This window comes from Microbacterium sp. NPDC058345 (genome assembly GCF_042723855.1).
Classification (GTDB): domain Bacteria; phylum Actinomycetota; class Actinomycetes; order Actinomycetales; family Microbacteriaceae; genus Microbacterium.
Genome location: NZ_JBHXIG010000002.1, coordinates 214,151 through 229,398 on the forward strand (window position 1 = coordinate 214,151; position 15,248 = coordinate 229,398).

Genomic DNA, 15,248 nt, shown 5'->3' on the forward strand with positions numbered 1-15,248 from the left:
TGACGTACTCCGCTAGACAGCCTGGGCGAACCCCCGCTCCGCGCCCTCGACGATGTGCGCGAGATGCGCGGGGATCGGTCGCCCCTTCGACAGCATGGACTGCGCCCAGAGGCGCCCGGCACGGTACGAGGAGCGGACCAGCGGGCCGGCGAGCACGCCGAGGAAGCCGATCCTCTCGGCCTCCGCCTTGAACTCGACGAACTCGTCGGGCTTCACCCAGCGCGCCACCGGCAGGTGGCGCGGCGACGGACGCAGATACTGCGTGATGGTGATGATGTCGCACCCCGCATCGTGCAGATCCTGCAACGCGTGGACGACCTCCTCGGGCTCCTCGCCCATGCCGAGGATGAGGTTCGACTTGGTGATCAGACCGGCCTCATGGCCTTGCGTGATCACGTTCAGAGAGCGTTCGTACCGGAACGCGGGGCGGATCCGCTTGAAGATCCGCGGGACCGTCTCGACGTTGTGCGCGAAAACCTCCGGCTTGGCATCGAAGATCTGCCCGAGGAACGCCGGGTCGGCGTTGTGCTCGTTCGCGAGCAGCTCGACCCCGGTGCTCGGGTTGAGCGCGTGGATCCGTCGCACCGTCTCGGCGTTCAGCCAGGCGCCCGTGTCGGGGAGGTCGTCGCGTGCGACGCTGGTGACGGTGGCATAGCGCAATCCCATGCGCCGCACGCTCTCGGCGACGCGGCGCGGCTCATCGGTGTCGTAGTCGGCGGGCTTGCCGGTGTCGATCTGGCAGAAGTCGCAGCGACGGGTGCACTGCGACCCGCCGATCAGGAAGGTCGCCTCGCGATCCTCCCAGCACTCGTAGATGTTCGGGCAGCCGGCCTCCTGGCAGACGGTGTGCAGTTCCTCGCTCTTCACCAGCGAGTGCAGCGCCTGGTACTCCGGCCCCATCCTGGCCTTGGTGCGGATCCACTCCGGCTTGCGCTCGATGGGGGTGGAGGAGTTGCGGATCTCGAGGCGCAGCAGCTTGCGCCCTTCCGGTGCTGCGGCGCTCACGCGGCGGCCTCCGCATCGGATGCCGCGTGGTCGTCGGCGAAGGCGACCGAGACGGCGTCGACGATGTCGGCGGGGGAGATGCTCTCGCCGAGGATCTCGCTGATGGTGGTCACCCCGGCATCGGTGATGCCGCACGGGATGATCCCGCGGAATCCTGCGAGCGTGTTGTCGCAGTTGATCGCGAACCCGTGCATCGTCACGCCTTGCTGCACCCGCACGCCGATCGCCGCCACCTTGTCCTCACCCAGCGGACGGCGCACCCAGACGCCGCTGCGGCCCTCGACCTGATAGCCGTCCACCCCGATCGGGCGCAGCACGTCGATCAGCAGACGCTCGAGCCTGCGCACATGGGCCACCACGTCCACGGGTGCCGGCAGGCGCACGATCGGGTAGCCGACCAGCTGTCCAGGACCGTGCCAGGTGATCTTGCCGCCCCGGTCGACGTCGACCACCGGAGTGCCGTCCTGCGGTCGCTCATGGGACTCCGTGCGCTTTCCCGCGGTGTAGACCGCCTCGTGCTCCAGCAGTAGCAAGGTGTCGGCGCGGTCGCCGGTGACGACCTCGCGGTGGATGCTGCGCTGCAGCTCCCAGCCCTCGATGTACGGGACGTAGTCCGGTGCGAGACCGGTGACGCGGATGTCGAGCATGGGCGGCTCCCTCCTTCACGGATGACGCGACACCAGCGCATCGCATCGTTATTGGATCGCGTCCAACAATAGATCAGAGACCACCATACGCCCGCCCCATCCTCGGTCCGGATCGCCGCGCGGGGCTACAGTGGCGACTATGACAACCGAGACCCGCGCCGGCCGGCCGAAGGCGTCCTCCCGCGAGACCCTCGCCGAGGCGGCCTGCGAGCTGTTCCTCGAGCAGGGTTACGAGGAGACGTCGATCGCCGACATCGCCCGTCGGGCCGGTGTGAGCCGTTCCAGCTTCTTCAACTACTTCTCGTCGAAGAGCGACGTGCTGTGGTCGGGGCTGGACGCGCGGATCGAGGCGGCATCCGTCGCTCTGGCCGGCCTGGGCACGGATGCCGACGGCGCCGCGGTCCGCGCCGCCGTGATGCCCATCGTGCACGGGTTCGCGCCCGATCCGCTCGCGCTGGCCCTGCGCAACGCCCAGGCGATGGGACTGGAGTCGGAGCTGCTGCGGGACACCGGGCTGCGCCATGCGCGGATCGCCTCGGCCGTGGCCGGCGCCGCGCGCAGCGCCGGTGTCGACGAGATCCGCGCCGACATCCTCGGCTCCGCGCTCGCGACCGCGGTGCTCTCGTCGCTCCGTGTCTGGGCCGAGCAGGGTGCGGGTCAGGCCTCTCTCGAAGCGCAGTTCGACGCCGCGCTGCGCAGCATCCACGATCTTCCCTGGCGCTGAGCGGACGTTTCTCGGAGAGCCGGACAGGTACAGAGTGAACCCGCTCTGAAGGAGGCGCTCATGTCCGATCCGCTCGATGACCTGCTGACGAGATCCGCCCCCCCTCTCGCCGATCGAGGCAGTGGTCAGGACGCGATGCTGCGGCAGATGGCGAAGGATGCCCGAGACACGGTGCGTCCTCGGACGGCGCCGAAGCGGCGCGTTGCCTTGCTGAGCGGGGTCATGGCTGCGCTCGTCCTGGGCGGCGCCGGTGCCGCTATGGCGGCGGGAGTGACGTTCCCCTGGACGCAGGAGCAGAGGGATCCCTACGTCGCTGTCGAGTTCACTCTTCCTAGCGGATTGGCCTGCGAGCAGCGGATCTCCATCGCAAAGGAGTCGGATTACCAGGACAGCGGGATGGGGGGATGGATTCGGACGTTCGCCGCCGAGAACGACCTCCTCGCACTCGCGGATGTCGATGGCTATCTGGCGATGGTGGAGGGCACTCCGACCCAGGGTGAACACGAAACGGAACTGAGCAAGGACGTCAAGTACTGGCATGCGGTGAGCGGTTCGCTGTCAAGAGTCGTGATCGAGGAGGCTCGGAAGGCTGGATTCAAGGTCGGTGAGCTGGGCGCACAGACCTATTGCACCGATGCCGCTGGCAACGTGGTGGTTCCGCAATGACGCGCCACAAGGATCCGTTGAGCTGCGCCCTCGAGATTTCAGCATCCGACCTGCTCGCCTACCTGGAGCGTCGAGTCGGGCCGGACGACGCGCCCGACCTCCTGGGCGAGACCATGGTGGTCGCCTGGCGCCGCGTCCGCGATCTTCCGCATGACGATGAGCGCGCACGCATGTGGCTGTTCGGCATCGCGCGCGCCACGCTGCTCAATCACGCTCGCGGTGTACGGCGCCGCTGGGCGCTGGCCGACCGCATCCGCCTGCAAGTGCGCGATTCGGCGACGGCGCCGGCCGCGGACGTGGGCGCGGAGGTGCGCGACGCGATCTCGAGGCTCGATCCCGACCTCGCCGAACTTGTGCGCCTCGTGCACTGGGACGGCTTGAGCATCGTCGATGCGGCGGAGTTGCTCGGCATCCCGCCCTCCACCGCACGTGGCCGCTACCAGCGTGCCAAGGAGCAGCTTCGGGTCGCGCTGAGCGTGGCGGCGTCGCTCGCGTAGAATCGGAGCCACCATGGCTACCTTTGGCACGCTCTCCGATCGGCTCACCGAGACCTTCCGCAACCTCCGCACGAAGGGGAAGCTGACTCCCGCCGACGTCGACGGCACCGTCCGCGAGATCCGTCGCGCCCTGCTCGACGCCGACGTGGCGCTCACCGTCGTGAAGGAATTCACCGCGAAGGTGCGCGAGCGCGCGCTGGGTGACGAGGTCAACAGAGCGCTGAATCCCGCCCAGCAGGTCGTGCAGATCGTCAACGAGGAGCTCGTCGCCATCCTCGGTGGCGAGCAGCGTCGTCTCGAGTTCGCGAAGAACCCGCCGACGGTCATCATGCTCGCGGGCCTGCAGGGCTCGGGGAAGACCACCTTCGCGGGCAAGCTCGCGAAGCAGCTCGAGGGCGAAGGGCACACCCCGCTGCTGGTCGCCGCCGACCTGCAGCGTCCCAACGCCGTCAATCAGCTCCAGGTCGTCGCCGAGCGCGCGGGAGCGGCGATCTACGCGCCCGAGCCCGGCAACGGCGTCGGTGACCCGGTGAAGGTCTCCAAAGACGGCGTCGAGCACGCCCGGCGGCAGCAGCACGACGTGGTCATCATCGACACGGCGGGCCGCCTCGGCGTCGACGCGGAGCTCATGAAGCAGGCCGCTGACATCCGCACCGCGACGAAGCCCGACGAGGTGCTGTTCGTCATCGACGCGATGATCGGTCAGGATGCCGTGAACACGGCCAAGGCGTTCCAGGACGGCGTCGACTTCACCGGCGTGGTGCTGTCGAAGCTCGACGGCGACGCCCGAGGCGGGGCCGCGCTCTCGGTCGCATCCGTCACCGGGCGACCGATCATTTTCGCCTCCACGGGTGAGAACCTCGAAGATCTCGAGCCGTTCCATCCCGACCGCATGGCGAGCCGCATCCTCGACCTCGGCGACATCCTCACGCTCATCGAGCAGGCGCAGCAGGCGTTCGACGAGGAGGAGGCGCAGAAGGTCGCCGAGAAGCTCGCGAACGAGGCCTTCACCCTCGAGGACTTCCTCGAGCAGCTTCAGCAGATGAAGAAGATGGGCTCGATGAAGAAGATGCTCGGGATGCTCCCGGGCATGGGCCAGATGAAGCAGCAGCTCGACGACTTCGACGAGCGGGAGATCGACCGCACTGAGGCGATCATCCGCTCGATGACTCCGGCCGAGCGCCGCAACCCGAAGGTTCTCAACGGCTCGCGCCGGCTGCGCATCGCCCGCGGCTCGGGGATGACGGTCACCGATGTGAACCAGCTCGTGCAGCGTTTCGAGCAGGCCGCGAAGATGATGAAGACGGTGGCGCGAGGCGGCATGCCGCAGATCCCCGGGATGGGGCCGATGGGCAAGCCCGGCGCCTCCGCGAAGCGTGGCAAGAAGGGCTCCAAGGGGAAGGGCGGCTCGCGCTCCGGCAACCCGGCGAAGCGGGCGGCGGAGAACGCCGGTCTCGCCGGGACGAGCTCCACGCCGACCGGATCCGGGTTCGGGCTCGGCGGCGGTCAGCCGGCGCCTAGCGAGACGGACCTCGCCGACATTCAGAAGCTGTTCGGACGGGGCTGATCCGCACACGAGAGGCGGGGTCGGGCGTGTCGCCCGGCCCCGCCTTTCGTGCATCGAACGCAGGCGGTCAGTTCACTCTCACGGTCCACTTGACCCACTTCGTGACGGCGAACAGGCCGATGTTCGAGCCGTGCACGACATGCCCGATGCTGCTGCCGCCCCCGCCCCCCGAATGCACCACCTGCGTCTCGGCGGGTTTCACGTCGTCGAGCTCGGGCGGCTGCCGGTCGAAGCAGATGCGGCCGATCGCGACGCCGTTGGTTCCGAACACCTCGTAGTGCCCGTCCACCGACCACACGGTCATCGCCGTGCCGTTCTTCGCGAAGTACTCGTCGACCATGGTGCCGCGCTTCTGGACGTAGCTGTACTCGCCGAAGGTCGAGGGCGATTTGTCGGGACAGCTGATCTGCCGCGCCGACGGGAGAGCCGGCGACGATGCCGACGCGGGCGATGCGACGACGAGCGCTGCGGTGGCGGCCAGCGCGGCGGCCGCGGCGACGGATGCGATGCGTGAAAGTCCGGTCATATCTCTTCTCCTCTGATGTCGACCCGGAGTCTGCGTGACGACAGCACGCTACGCGCATGGATCGGCATGCTGACCCGATTTTGTGGCATCCGCACAGCTCGGCGCCGTGACTGGTCGCCTGGCATGTGTGCCGGCATGCTCCGCCGGACCCGAGAAGACCGTTCGGCCCGGCCTCAGGTCTCAGCGCACGTCCTCGTCGACCCAGTCCATCGACTTCGTCACGGCCTTGCGCCACAGTCGCAGCTGCCGGTCGCGCTCCGCGACGTCCATGCGAGGTTCCCAGCGCCGGTCCTCCTGCCAGTTCGACGACAGGTCGTCCAGGCCGCTCCAGAAGCCGACGGCGAGCCCTGCGGCGTACGCGGCGCCGAGCGCCGTGGTCTCGGCCACGACGGGGCGCACCACCGGCACACCGAGCAGATCGGCCTGGAACTGCATGAGGGCGTCGTTCGCGACCATGCCGCCGTCCACTTTCAGCTCGGTGAGATCGACACCCGCGTCGGCATTCACCGCGTCGAGCACATCGCGCGTCTGGAACGCGACCGCCTCCAGCGCGGCACGCGCGATGTGATTCCTGTTCGCGTAACGCGTGAGGCCGACGATTGCGCCCCGCGCATCCGACCGCCAGTACGGGGCGAACAAGCCCGAGAAGGCCGGCACGATGTACACCCCGCCATTGTCGTCGACCGCGCGGGCGAGCTCCTCCACCTGCGGGGCGGTCTCGATGATCCCCAGCTGGTCGCGCAGCCACTGGATGAGCGAGCCGGTGACGGCGATCGAGCCTTCCAGGGCGTAGTGCGCCGGAGCGTCGCCGAGCTTGTACCCGACGGTCGTGAGCAGGCCGTTCCGGGACTGCACGATCTCCTCTCCGGTGTTGAAGATGAGAAAGCACCCGGTGCCGTACGTGTTCTTGCTCTCGCCGGCACGGAACGCGACCTGCCCGAAGGTGGCGGCCTGCTGATCGCCGAGGATGCCGGCGATGGGCGTCTCACGCAGCAGTGACGAGTTCTCCGCCCTGCCGTACACCTCGGACGACGATTTGATTTCCGGCATCATCGACCGGGGCACGCCGAACGCTTCGAGGATGTCGTCGCGCCACTCGAGCGTCTCGAGATCCATGAACAGCGTGCGTGAGGCGTTCGTCACGTCGGTCGCGTGCACGCCGCCCTCGACACCGCCGGTCAAGTTCCACAGCACCCAGCAGTCCGTGGTGCCGAACATCAGGTCACCGGCGTCCGCCTTCTCACGAGCGCCGTCGACGTTCTCCAGGATCCAGGAGATCTTGGTGCCGGAGAAGTAGGTCGCCAGCGGCAGACCCACGACGGCTTTGAACCGGTCGCCTCCTCCGTCGCGGGCCAGACGGTCGACGATCCCCTGCGTGCGCGTGTCCTGCCAGACGATCGCGTTGTAGACCGGTCTTCCCGTGGTGCGGTCCCAGACGACGGCGGTCTCGCGCTGGTTGGTGATGCCGACCGCGGCGATGTCGTGCCTGGTGAGGTGCGCGCGGGTCAGCGCGAGCCCGATCACCTCCTGCATGTTCTGCCAGATCTCCGCCGGATCGTGCTCCACCCACCCCGCACGCGGCAGGATCTGCGCGTGCTCCTTCTGTCCTGTCGCGACGACGGTCCCGGCCCGATCGAAGATCATCGCCCTGCTCGACGTCGTGCCCTGGTCGATGGACAGGATGTACTCGGGCATGGGCCCTCCTTCGTGCGATCGGCGTCGTCGGCGCGCGCTCAGCCCCGGGCGGGAACGGCCAGGGACAGGCCGTGCGCTTCGTTCAGAAGCTGCACGGTCGCCTCGACCTCCGCATCCCGGCGTTCGTCGTCCCATCCCATCAGATCGGCGAGCGCGTCCGCGACCTCCTCGAGCACCGCGGTGGTCGTGTCGCCCACGAACGCGATGGCCGTGCGGCGGAGGATGACGTCGGCGAGGCGCACCACGAGCTCGTCGTCGACCATCCACCCGAGTTCGCGGGTCGACAGCGCGCCGTCGGCGAGCGGGCTATCCTGCCCGCGCCGGATGTGCGCCCACACCTCCGCCGACCGCGTCCCGTACCGGGCGAGCAGCTGATCACCACGGGCGCCGGCGTCGGGCAGATTCGTCTGCTTCCACGATTTCCTGGCGCGCACCGTGCGCGGGAAGCCGCGACCACCGCCGATCGGCAGACCCACGGTCGAGACGACGCGCGGGCGGCCGAGCAGCTGCAGCACCCGGTCGGAGAGCGCCTCGCCGAGAGCGCGGAAGGTGGTCCACTTGCCGCCGACCAGGCTGAGCAGAGGCACGTCGCCGTTGCGGTCGAGCTCGATGCGATAGTCCCGCGAGACGAATCCGGGTGCGGTGTCCTCATGGCGAGGCAGTGGCCGGATCCCGGAGAAGCGATAGACGATCTGCTGTCGCGTCACCTCGATGCCGGGGAACACATGCGTGATGAGATCGAAGAAGTAGTCGATCTCGTCCTCGGTGCACCGCGCCGGCTCGCGCGGGTCCGCGTCGATGTCGGTCGTCCCGACGAGCACACGGCCCTTCAGCGGGTAGATGAGCACGATGCGACCGTCGGAGTGCTCGAAGAAGATCTCCCTGCCCTGCGTCGCCGCGAACAGCTCGGGATGGTCCAGAACGATGTGCGAGCCCTTGGTGCCGCCCATGAACCGGGTCGTGGCTCCGAGCGCCTCGTTCGTCAGGTCGGTCCAGGGGCCGGACGTGTTGACCACGACGTCGGCCGCGATGCGGAACTCCTCGGCCGTCTCGCGGTCGCGCAGCACGACGGTGTCGCCGTCGCGCCCCACCGCTTCGAGGTAGTTGACGGCGAAGGAGGAGGGATGGGCGGTGCGCCCGTCCTGCAGCACGTCCAGCGCGAGGCGCTCGGGGTCGTGCATCGACGCGTCGTAATACGTGGCGGTGTACTTGATGTCGGGGTCGAGCGCGGGCAGCTCCGACAGCGAGCGCCGTCGGCCGAGGAAGCGGTGCCGCGGCACCGAGCCGCCGTCGCGGGAGAAGGTGTCGTAGATCGTCAGGCCGGCCTTGATGAGCACGGCGCCGCGCTCCTGCGGCTTGCCGCTGCGGTGGGTCAGGAAACGCAGCGGCGCCGACAGAATGCCTGAGAAGGTCGAGTAGATCGGGATGGTCGTCTGCAACGGCTTGACGTAGTGCGGTGCCGTGCGCAACAGTCCGTTGCGCTCCTGCACGGATTCGCGCACCAGCCGGAACTCGCCGTTCTCGAGGTAGCGGATGCCGCCGTGGATCATGTGGCTCGACGCGGCGGACGCGCCGCCGCCGAAGTCGCCGCGCTCGACGAGCACGGCATTCACACCCTGCAGGGCGAGATCGCGGAACAGCGAGATGCCGTTGATCCCGCCTCCGATGATGAGAACGGTGGTGCGTCCGGCGGTGCGGATGCTGTGCAGCTCGTCATCGCGGCGTGCGGCGCGCGTTGTCGCGGTCATGGCCTGCCCTTCCCTCTGCCACCAGGATCGACTGGATGACGGCATCGTGCAAACTCGCTGCATGATGGATCCCGTCGAGGACGGCGGATCAGTTCGGTGCCGACCCCGCAGGACCCGCGCGGAACTCCCGGATCAGGTGATGCACGACGGCGCGCAGATCGCCCTCCGCCGCCTCGGCGGCACTCACCTGGCGCGCATAGCTCGCGCCGCCTCGGAGGATCGCGCGCACGCCTTCGAGCTCGGTGACGCAGCCGAGGTCGCGCGCGACGGGCAGCAGGTCGTCGATCACGGCGGCGAGGTGCTCCCGCACGGGCACCTGCGATCCTGCCTCGTCGACGATCACACGGGCATCGAGCCCGTAGCGGGCCGCGCGCCATTTGTTCTCGCGATGGAACCACGGTGCCAATGTGGGCAGCACACGGCCTTCGTCGAGCTCGCGGGAGAAGTGCTCGACCAAGCACTGGGTAAGGGCGGCCACCGACGCCAACTCGGTGATCGTCGACATCCCGTCGCACGCGCGCACTTCGATCGTTCCCCACTTCGGTGCGGGGCGGATGTCCCACCGCACCTCCGAGGCATCGGTCATCACGCCGGTGCGGAACATGTCGTCGAGATAGCTCTCGAACTCCCGCCAGGTGCGCAGCGGCCAGGGGAGACCCGCGGTCGGCAGCTGCTGGAAGACCAGCGCGCGATTCGAGGCGTACCCGGTGCGCTCGCCCGCCCAGTACGGGCTCGACGCGGACAGCGCCTGCAGGTGCGGCAGGAAGGAGCAGAGTGCGCCGATGATGGGCAGCACCTTGTCGCGGTCGTCGACCCCGACATGCACGTGGATGCCCCAGATCATCATGTTGCGCCCCCACCACTGGGTGCGCTCGATCAGCGTGTGATAACGGGTCTTGTCGGTGACCCGCTGATCGAACCACTGCGCGAACGGGTGGCTGCCCGCGCTCAGCAACGCCACGCCCGCGGGATCCGTCGACCGGCGTACGGCCGCGATCGCCGCGGCGATGTCGTCGACGGCGTCCGCGACGCGGGTTCCCACGCCGCTGGTCACCTCGATGGTGTTCGTCAGCAGCTCTCCGGTGACGGTGTGGCGCTCCCTGGCGCTCTGCGCCTCGAGGGAGGTGAGCAGCTCCGGCGCGCGTCCGACGAGATCGCCGGTCCGCGGATCGGCGAGCATGATCTCCCATTCCAGGCCCACCGTGGACCGGGCGGACGGCGCGAAGTCGAGCGGCACGCGCTCAGTCTGACACGCCGGTTCCGGGCCGACCACGGTCCGTGTCGCCCGGTTTCGCGCAGCGCGCCTGATCTGGCAGAATAGAGGGTCGGACGGCCTGCTCGACCCTCTATCCAGCATCCGTCCACCCGCAGAGCTTCCGCCGGGTGTGCACCCCACCTCCAGGCGACCGGTTCATCTTCCTTTCCACACCATTCAGGAGAATCGTGGCTGTCAAGATCCGTCTCAAGCGCATGGGCAAGATCCGCGCGCCGTACTACCGCATCGTCGTCGCCGACTCGCGCACCAAGCGCGACGGTCGTGTGATCGAGGAGATCGGCAAGTACCACCCCACCGAGGAGCCCTCGTTCATCGAGGTCGACTCCGAGCGTGCGCAGTACTGGCTGTCGGTCGGCGCGCAGCCGACCGAGCAGGTCACCGCGCTGCTGAAGATCACCGGCGACTGGGGCACGTTCAAGGGCGACAAGGACGCCAAGTCCACCCTCAAGACCGCCGAGCCCAAGCCGGCTTTCGAGGTCGACGCCGCCAAGAAGTCGGTCGTCAAGCCGAAGGCTGAGAAGAAGGAGGAGGCTCCCGCTGCGGAGGCTCCTGCCGACGCTCCCGCCGAGGACGCAGCCGAGGCTGCGACCGACGCGGAGTAATCCGTCGTGCTCGCCGCCGCGCTCGAACACGTCGTCAAGGGGATCGTCGATCACCCTGAGGACGTCCGCATCACCGAATCCGCGTCGCCTCGTGGCGACCTGCTCGAGGTGCACGTGCACCCGGATGACCGTGGTCGGGTGATCGGGCGCGGCGGCCGCACCGCCAAAGCGCTGCGGACGCTCATATCCGCACTCGCCGACGGCCGCCGCGTCCGCGTGGACGTCGCGGACGATTGACGTGGCCGCCGAGAGGAACCAGCTCCGCGTCGGCCGCCTTCTCAAGGCACACGGCCTCAAGGGTGCGCTGAAGCTGGAGCTGTACACCGACAACCCCGAGCGACGGTTCGTCCCCGGCGCGGAGTTCACCCTGCAGGTGCCCGAAGCCTCCACCTGGCACGGCAAGACCGTCACGGTGCGCGAGTACCGCGTCATGAACGGCAATTCGGTCGTCTTCCTGGATGGCGTCGAGGACCGCACGGCGGCCGAGTCGCTGGTGAGGGCGATCCTCTGGGTCGACCAGGATGACGAGCCCGAGGACGACGCCTGGTACGACCACCAGCTCGTCGGTCTCGACGTCGTGCGCGACGACGCCGTGATCGGCCGTCTGCTGCGTGTCGAACACCTTCCGGCACAAGATCTGCTGATCGTGAAGACCGGCGACCGCGAGGTCATGCTGCCCTTCGTGCAGGCCTTCGTGCCCTCCGTCGACCCGACGGCCGGCCGCATCGTCATCACCCCGCCCACCGGGCTGTTCGAAGAGCTCCCCGCGGACGACCAGACGACGGCGTCGGGCGGCGACGCGTCCGCCGCGTCGGAATGACCGTTGGTGAGCATCGACGCATGCGCATCGACATCGTCTCGATCTTCCCGTCCTACTTCGACGGCCTGACGCTGTCGCTGCTGGGCAAGGCGCAGAGCTCCGGCATCCTCGACCTGCACGTGCACGACCTGCGCGACTGGACCTTCGACCGTCACCGCACCGTCGACGACACCCCGTACGGCGGCGGAGCGGGGATGGTGATGAAGCCGGAGCCGTGGGGGCTCGCCCTCGACGAGCTCTCCACGTCCACCCCCGAATCGCGTCCCACCATCATCTTCCCCTCGCCGGCAGGCGAGGTGTTCAGTCAGGCGACCGCGCGCGATCTCGCCACCCGAGAGCATCTCCTCTTCGGATGCGGACGGTACGAGGGCATCGACGAGCGCGTGTTCGACTACGCGGCCTCCCTCGGCGAGGTGCGGCTGATCAGCCTCGGCGACTATGTGCTCAACGGGGGAGAGGTCGCGGTGATGGCGATGGTGGAGGCGATCGGACGACTGATCCCCGGCGTCGTCGGCAACCCGGAGAGCCTGGTCGAGGAGTCGCACGAGGACGGCCTGCTCGAGTACCCGTCGTACACCAAGCCCGCGGTGTGGCGGGAGCGTGAGGTCCCGCCGGTGCTCCGCAGCGGCGATCACGGCCGTGTCGCGGCGTGGCGGCACGAACAGCAGCTCGAGCGCACCCGGCGTCGCCGACCGGACCTGCTCGCGGACTGACGGCGCGGACGCTCCCGTCGGGTAGCGTCGACGTCATGGCCGACGACACCCTGGCGAAGTCCTTCCAGAACATCGGCGCGGACTACGACCGGTATCGGCCGGGCTTTCCGGATGCCGCCGCCGACGCGATCATCCCCGTGCCGGTCGACACGGCGCTCGACCTTGGCGCGGGCACCGGCAAGTTCACCGAGCGGCTGATCAGGCGGGCATCGCGGGTGATCGGCGTCGAGCCCTCCGCGCAGATGCTCGCGGTGCTCCGCGACAAGCTGCCCGGGGTCGACGCGCGCATCGGCAGCGCCGAGAGCATCCCGGTCGCCGACGCGTCGGTCGACGTCGTCACCGTCGCGCAGGCGTTCCACTGGTTCGACCGTGAGCCCGCGTGCGCCGAGATCCGCCGTGTGCTGGTGCCCGGTGGCGTGCTCGGCCTGCTCTGGAACCACTCCGACGCCGGCTGCGCGTGGGACAGGGCGTGCACTCGCGTCGCGCATCCCGGACTCGGCGACGGCCTGACGGCATCCGCCGATGTGGTGGAGCTGCTTCCCGGTTTCGCGGAGCCGAGGTTCGTGCAGATCCCGTGGCGTGAGCGGATCCGTCGCGGCGACTACCTCGCTCGCTGGCTCACGGTGAGCTCGTTCCTGGCGGCATCCGCGGTCGACCGCGCCCGCATGGTCGGGAAGATCGAGGACATCCTCGACGCGGACCCGGAGACCGCGGGGCGCGAGGAGTTCGAGCTGCCGCAGGTGACGGACGTGTACGTGTACCGGGCGGCCTGAGCGGACCGGCGCGGAGGCGGCGGTCAGTCGACGCCGAGGAAGGAGCGGTCGGTCAGGACGATCGGCCCGTTCTCGGTGATGGCGACGGTGTGCTCGGAGTGAGCGCCCCGCGAGCCGTCGGCGCTGCGCAGGGTCCAGCCGTCCGGGTCGGTGATCAGCTCGTCGGTGCTGCCGAGGAACCACGGCTCCAGGGCGAGCACGAGGCCCGCGCGCAGCGGGAAGCCGCGCCCGGCACGGCCGTCGTTGGCGACGTGCGGGTCGCCGTGCATGGTGCGCCCGACACCGTGCCCGCCGAAGTCGGTGTTGATCGAGTAGCCCTCGCCGTGCGCGACGAAGGCGATGGATGCGGAGATGTCGCCGATCCGATGACCCACCACGGCCGCCTCGATCGCCGCGGCGAGGGCGCGCTGCGTCGTGTCGATGAGCCGAAGGTCCTCATCGCGCGCGGTGCCGACCACGAACGACACCGCCGAGTCGGCCACCCAGCCGTCCACGGAGACCGCGAAGTCGAGCGAGACGAGGTCACCGTCGCGGAGGGTGTAATCGTGCGGCAGGCCGTGCAGGACCGCATCGTTGATCGACGTGCAGATGACCTTGCCGAAGGGACCGTTGCCGAACGAGGGCGCGTAGTCGATGTAGCACGACTCGGCGCCCGCCTTGCGGATCAGATCGTGCGCGCGGCGGTCGATGGACAGCAGGTTCGTGCCGACCTTCGTGTCCTCGCGCAGGGTCGCCAGCGTCTCGGCCACGAAACGGCCTGCGGCGCGCATCTCTTCGATCTCGGCGGGGGTGCGCAGTTCGATCATGTCGGGAAGATCCTCTCGTCAGCATCCATTCTCGCCGATGTGCGGTCTGCGAAAGCCCACAGCGAACTCGTTCGCCCGCCGGGAGTGCCCGGCGTACGATCGAAGCATGTGGTTGCGACAGGCGTTCTTCCGCTGGCTGCTGCCGGCCGCGTTCGTGCTGCCGCTGTGGATGCTCGTGGGCTGGGCGATCTTCGGCCAGAGCGGCTGGGCGCTGCTGTGGGTGCTTCTGATGGCGATGCCCGCCGTCTTCGTCGGACAGCTCGTGCTCACGCTGCTGACCCGCTCGCGTCCGTCGGTGCGCGCCGAGCGTGCGCTGTCCTGGTGGGACGTCGCCGGGTTCGGCCTGTGGCATGGGCTCACCATCGCCGTCGGCTGCTTCATCGACGGCGCGTTCGGCTGGCTGCTCACCGGGGCGATCGTCGTCGGCATCGCCCTGATCTGGCTGCAGCTGTGGCAGCTGTGGAGCGAGGCGCGGGGCAGCGGAGCACGCATCCGCGAGACGATCACCTGGTCGGTGAAGCCGTCCGCCGACGCGAACCGGTCCCGGAAGTCTCCCGACGTGATCATCATCGACGAGCTCCGCTCCCAAGACTGACGCGCCGCTTTTGGTGCGGTGCCCCGTTCATGGCAGAATGGACTCTTGTGCCGTGACCCGGCTCTGCCTCAGGGGAGCCCACGGACGCCACGCGCGCCGTTCGGCACACACCCGTTCTTGTTCCTTTGAATCATGCACCCGACCTGTGGCGAGTGCAGAGAGAGACGATCATGCAGATCCTCGACGCCGTCGACGCGGCTTCGCTCCGTTCCGACATCCCTGTCTTCAACCCCGGTGACACCGTCAAGGTGCACGTGAACATCACCGAGGGCAGCCGCTCGCGCATCCAGGTCTTCCAGGGCGTCGTCATCGCCCGTCAGGGCGACGGCGTCCGCGAGACCTTCACCGTGCGCAAGATCAGCTTCCAGGTGGGCGTGGAGCGCACCTTCCCGGTGCACTCGCCGGTGATCGACCACATCGAGGTCGTCACCCGCGGTGACGTGCGCCGCGCCAAGCTGTACTACCTGCGCAACCTGCGCGGCAAGAAGGCGAAGATCAAGGAGAAGCGCGAGAACTGACTCTCTCGCAGCAGCCTCGATGAGAACCCCGGGACACACCACGGTGTGCCGGGGTTCTCTGGTTCGCGCC

General features: G+C 68.7%; 18 protein-coding genes. 11 read left to right on the forward strand and 7 right to left on the reverse strand.

Features of this window, described 5'->3' with window-relative positions:
• Window positions 1-12: 12 nt before the first annotated feature.
• Both lipA and lipB read right to left on the reverse strand, forming a co-directional pair.
• Complete coding sequence (gene lipA, locus ACFWH5_RS08635; protein ID WP_378834007.1) at window positions 13-1,005, reverse strand: lipoyl synthase; 993 nt, start codon at window positions 1,003-1,005, stop codon at window positions 13-15.
• On the reverse strand, window positions 1,002-1,652 hold the full coding sequence (lipB, locus tag ACFWH5_RS08640) for a lipoyl(octanoyl) transferase LipB (protein WP_378834009.1): 651 nt from the start codon (window positions 1,650-1,652) through the stop codon (window positions 1,002-1,004). The genes lipA and lipB overlap by 4 nt, the downstream gene beginning before the upstream one ends.
• Window positions 1,653-1,791: 139 nt before the next feature.
• Between lipB and ACFWH5_RS08645 the strand changes: the two genes are divergently transcribed.
• Genes ACFWH5_RS08645 through ffh form a run of 4 tightly spaced genes read left to right on the forward strand, consistent with a single transcriptional unit; the run spans window position 1,792 to window position 5,106 of the window.
• Window positions 1,792-2,376, forward strand: a complete 585-nt coding sequence (locus tag ACFWH5_RS08645) for a TetR/AcrR family transcriptional regulator (RefSeq protein ID WP_378834011.1) — start codon at window positions 1,792-1,794, stop codon at window positions 2,374-2,376.
• Window positions 2,377-2,436: 60 nt separating this feature from the next.
• Window positions 2,437-3,042, forward strand: coding sequence for a hypothetical protein (locus ACFWH5_RS08650; RefSeq protein ID WP_378834012.1), 606 nt, complete (start codon window positions 2,437-2,439; stop codon window positions 3,040-3,042).
• The gene (locus tag ACFWH5_RS08655) at window positions 3,039-3,539 is read left to right on the forward strand and encodes an RNA polymerase sigma factor (protein WP_378834014.1); all 501 of its coding nucleotides are present in this window, start codon (window positions 3,039-3,041) and stop codon (window positions 3,537-3,539) included. The genes ACFWH5_RS08650 and ACFWH5_RS08655 overlap by 4 nt, the downstream gene beginning before the upstream one ends.
• A gap of 13 nt (window positions 3,540-3,552) precedes the next feature.
• Window positions 3,553-5,106 carry a signal recognition particle protein gene (gene ffh / locus ACFWH5_RS08660; protein WP_378834015.1) on the forward strand — a complete coding sequence of 518 codons (1,554 nt, stop codon included), beginning with the start codon at window positions 3,553-3,555 and terminating at the stop codon, window positions 5,104-5,106.
• 67 nt (window positions 5,107-5,173) lie between these two features.
• Here the strand turns inward: ffh and ACFWH5_RS08665 are convergent, their stop codons facing one another.
• From ACFWH5_RS08665 to ACFWH5_RS08680, 4 genes are all read right to left on the reverse strand, one after another.
• Window positions 5,174-5,632: a hypothetical protein gene (locus ACFWH5_RS08665; RefSeq protein WP_378834017.1), complete on the reverse strand. Its 459-nt coding sequence runs from the start codon at window positions 5,630-5,632 to the stop codon at window positions 5,174-5,176.
• 180 nt (window positions 5,633-5,812) lie between these two features.
• Window positions 5,813-7,327, reverse strand: a complete 1,515-nt coding sequence (gene glpK / locus ACFWH5_RS08670; protein WP_378834018.1) for a glycerol kinase GlpK — start codon at window positions 7,325-7,327, stop codon at window positions 5,813-5,815.
• A gap of 38 nt (window positions 7,328-7,365) precedes the next feature.
• Complete coding sequence (locus ACFWH5_RS08675; protein WP_378834020.1) at window positions 7,366-9,075, reverse strand: glycerol-3-phosphate dehydrogenase/oxidase; 1,710 nt, start codon at window positions 9,073-9,075, stop codon at window positions 7,366-7,368.
• Between the two features lie 88 nt (window positions 9,076-9,163).
• Window positions 9,164-10,312, reverse strand: a complete 1,149-nt coding sequence (locus ACFWH5_RS08680) for a glutamate--cysteine ligase (protein WP_378834021.1) — start codon at window positions 10,310-10,312, stop codon at window positions 9,164-9,166.
• Window positions 10,313-10,518: 206 nt separating this feature from the next.
• On the opposite strand from ACFWH5_RS08680, the gene rpsP reads away from it, so the two are divergent.
• Genes rpsP through ACFWH5_RS08705 form a run of 5 tightly spaced genes read left to right on the forward strand, consistent with a single transcriptional unit; the run spans window position 10,519 to window position 13,259 of the window.
• Window positions 10,519-10,953: a 30S ribosomal protein S16 gene (gene rpsP, locus ACFWH5_RS08685; RefSeq protein ID WP_378834022.1), complete on the forward strand. Its 435-nt coding sequence runs from the start codon at window positions 10,519-10,521 to the stop codon at window positions 10,951-10,953.
• A 6-nt stretch (window positions 10,954-10,959) separates the two neighbouring features.
• Entirely contained in the window at window positions 10,960-11,190 is a 231-nt protein-coding gene (locus ACFWH5_RS08690) for an RNA-binding protein (RefSeq protein ID WP_378834024.1), read from the forward strand.
• Window positions 11,186-11,773, forward strand: a complete 588-nt coding sequence (gene rimM, locus ACFWH5_RS08695) for a ribosome maturation factor RimM (protein ID WP_378834793.1) — start codon at window positions 11,186-11,188, stop codon at window positions 11,771-11,773. Before ACFWH5_RS08690 ends, rimM begins: the two co-directional genes overlap by 5 nt.
• Window positions 11,774-11,793: 20 nt before the next feature.
• A complete protein-coding gene (gene trmD, locus ACFWH5_RS08700) occupies window positions 11,794-12,486 on the forward strand; it encodes a tRNA (guanosine(37)-N1)-methyltransferase TrmD (protein ID WP_378834025.1) in 693 nt (230 codons plus the stop codon).
• Between the two features lie 35 nt (window positions 12,487-12,521).
• A complete protein-coding gene (locus ACFWH5_RS08705; RefSeq protein WP_378834027.1) occupies window positions 12,522-13,259 on the forward strand; it encodes a class I SAM-dependent methyltransferase in 738 nt (245 codons plus the stop codon).
• Window positions 13,260-13,282: 23 nt separating this feature from the next.
• Here ACFWH5_RS08705 and map read toward each other — a convergent pair whose 3' ends face one another.
• Window positions 13,283-14,065, reverse strand: coding sequence for a type I methionyl aminopeptidase (map, locus tag ACFWH5_RS08710; protein ID WP_378834029.1), 783 nt, complete (start codon window positions 14,063-14,065; stop codon window positions 13,283-13,285).
• Between the two features lie 106 nt (window positions 14,066-14,171).
• On the opposite strand from map, the gene ACFWH5_RS08715 reads away from it, so the two are divergent.
• Both ACFWH5_RS08715 and rplS read left to right on the forward strand, forming a co-directional pair.
• On the forward strand, window positions 14,172-14,660 hold the full coding sequence (locus ACFWH5_RS08715) for an MFS transporter permease (protein WP_378834030.1): 489 nt from the start codon (window positions 14,172-14,174) through the stop codon (window positions 14,658-14,660).
• A 170-nt stretch (window positions 14,661-14,830) separates the two neighbouring features.
• Complete coding sequence (gene rplS, locus ACFWH5_RS08720; RefSeq protein ID WP_309129139.1) at window positions 14,831-15,178, forward strand: 50S ribosomal protein L19; 348 nt, start codon at window positions 14,831-14,833, stop codon at window positions 15,176-15,178.
• Window positions 15,179-15,248 lie beyond the last annotated feature (70 nt).

Coding starts and splice junctions, on each gene's coding strand:
- ACFWH5_RS08705 (WP_378834027.1), top strand. CDS start 12,522: ATGGCCGACGACACCCTGGCGAAGTCCTTCCAGAACATCGGCGCGGAC.
- ACFWH5_RS08715 (WP_378834030.1), top strand. CDS start 14,172: ATGTGGTTGCGACAGGCGTTCTTCCGCTGGCTGCTGCCGGCCGCGTTC.
- ACFWH5_RS08645 (WP_378834011.1), top strand. CDS start 1,792: ATGACAACCGAGACCCGCGCCGGCCGGCCGAAGGCGTCCTCCCGCGAG.
- ACFWH5_RS08650 (WP_378834012.1), top strand. CDS start 2,437: ATGTCCGATCCGCTCGATGACCTGCTGACGAGATCCGCCCCCCCTCTC.
- lipB (WP_378834009.1), bottom strand. CDS start 1,652: ATGCTCGACATCCGCGTCACCGGTCTCGCACCGGACTACGTCCCGTAC.
- ACFWH5_RS08655 (WP_378834014.1), top strand. CDS start 3,039: ATGACGCGCCACAAGGATCCGTTGAGCTGCGCCCTCGAGATTTCAGCA.
- glpK (WP_378834018.1), bottom strand. CDS start 7,327: ATGCCCGAGTACATCCTGTCCATCGACCAGGGCACGACGTCGAGCAGG.
- ffh (WP_378834015.1), top strand. CDS start 3,553: ATGGCTACCTTTGGCACGCTCTCCGATCGGCTCACCGAGACCTTCCGC.
- trmD (WP_378834025.1), top strand. CDS start 11,794: ATGCGCATCGACATCGTCTCGATCTTCCCGTCCTACTTCGACGGCCTG.
- ACFWH5_RS08665 (WP_378834017.1), bottom strand. CDS start 5,632: ATGACCGGACTTTCACGCATCGCATCCGTCGCCGCGGCCGCCGCGCTG.
- ACFWH5_RS08675 (WP_378834020.1), bottom strand. CDS start 9,075: ATGACCGCGACAACGCGCGCCGCACGCCGCGATGACGAGCTGCACAGC.
- map (WP_378834029.1), bottom strand. CDS start 14,065: ATGATCGAACTGCGCACCCCCGCCGAGATCGAAGAGATGCGCGCCGCA.
- rplS (WP_309129139.1), top strand. CDS start 14,831: ATGCAGATCCTCGACGCCGTCGACGCGGCTTCGCTCCGTTCCGACATC.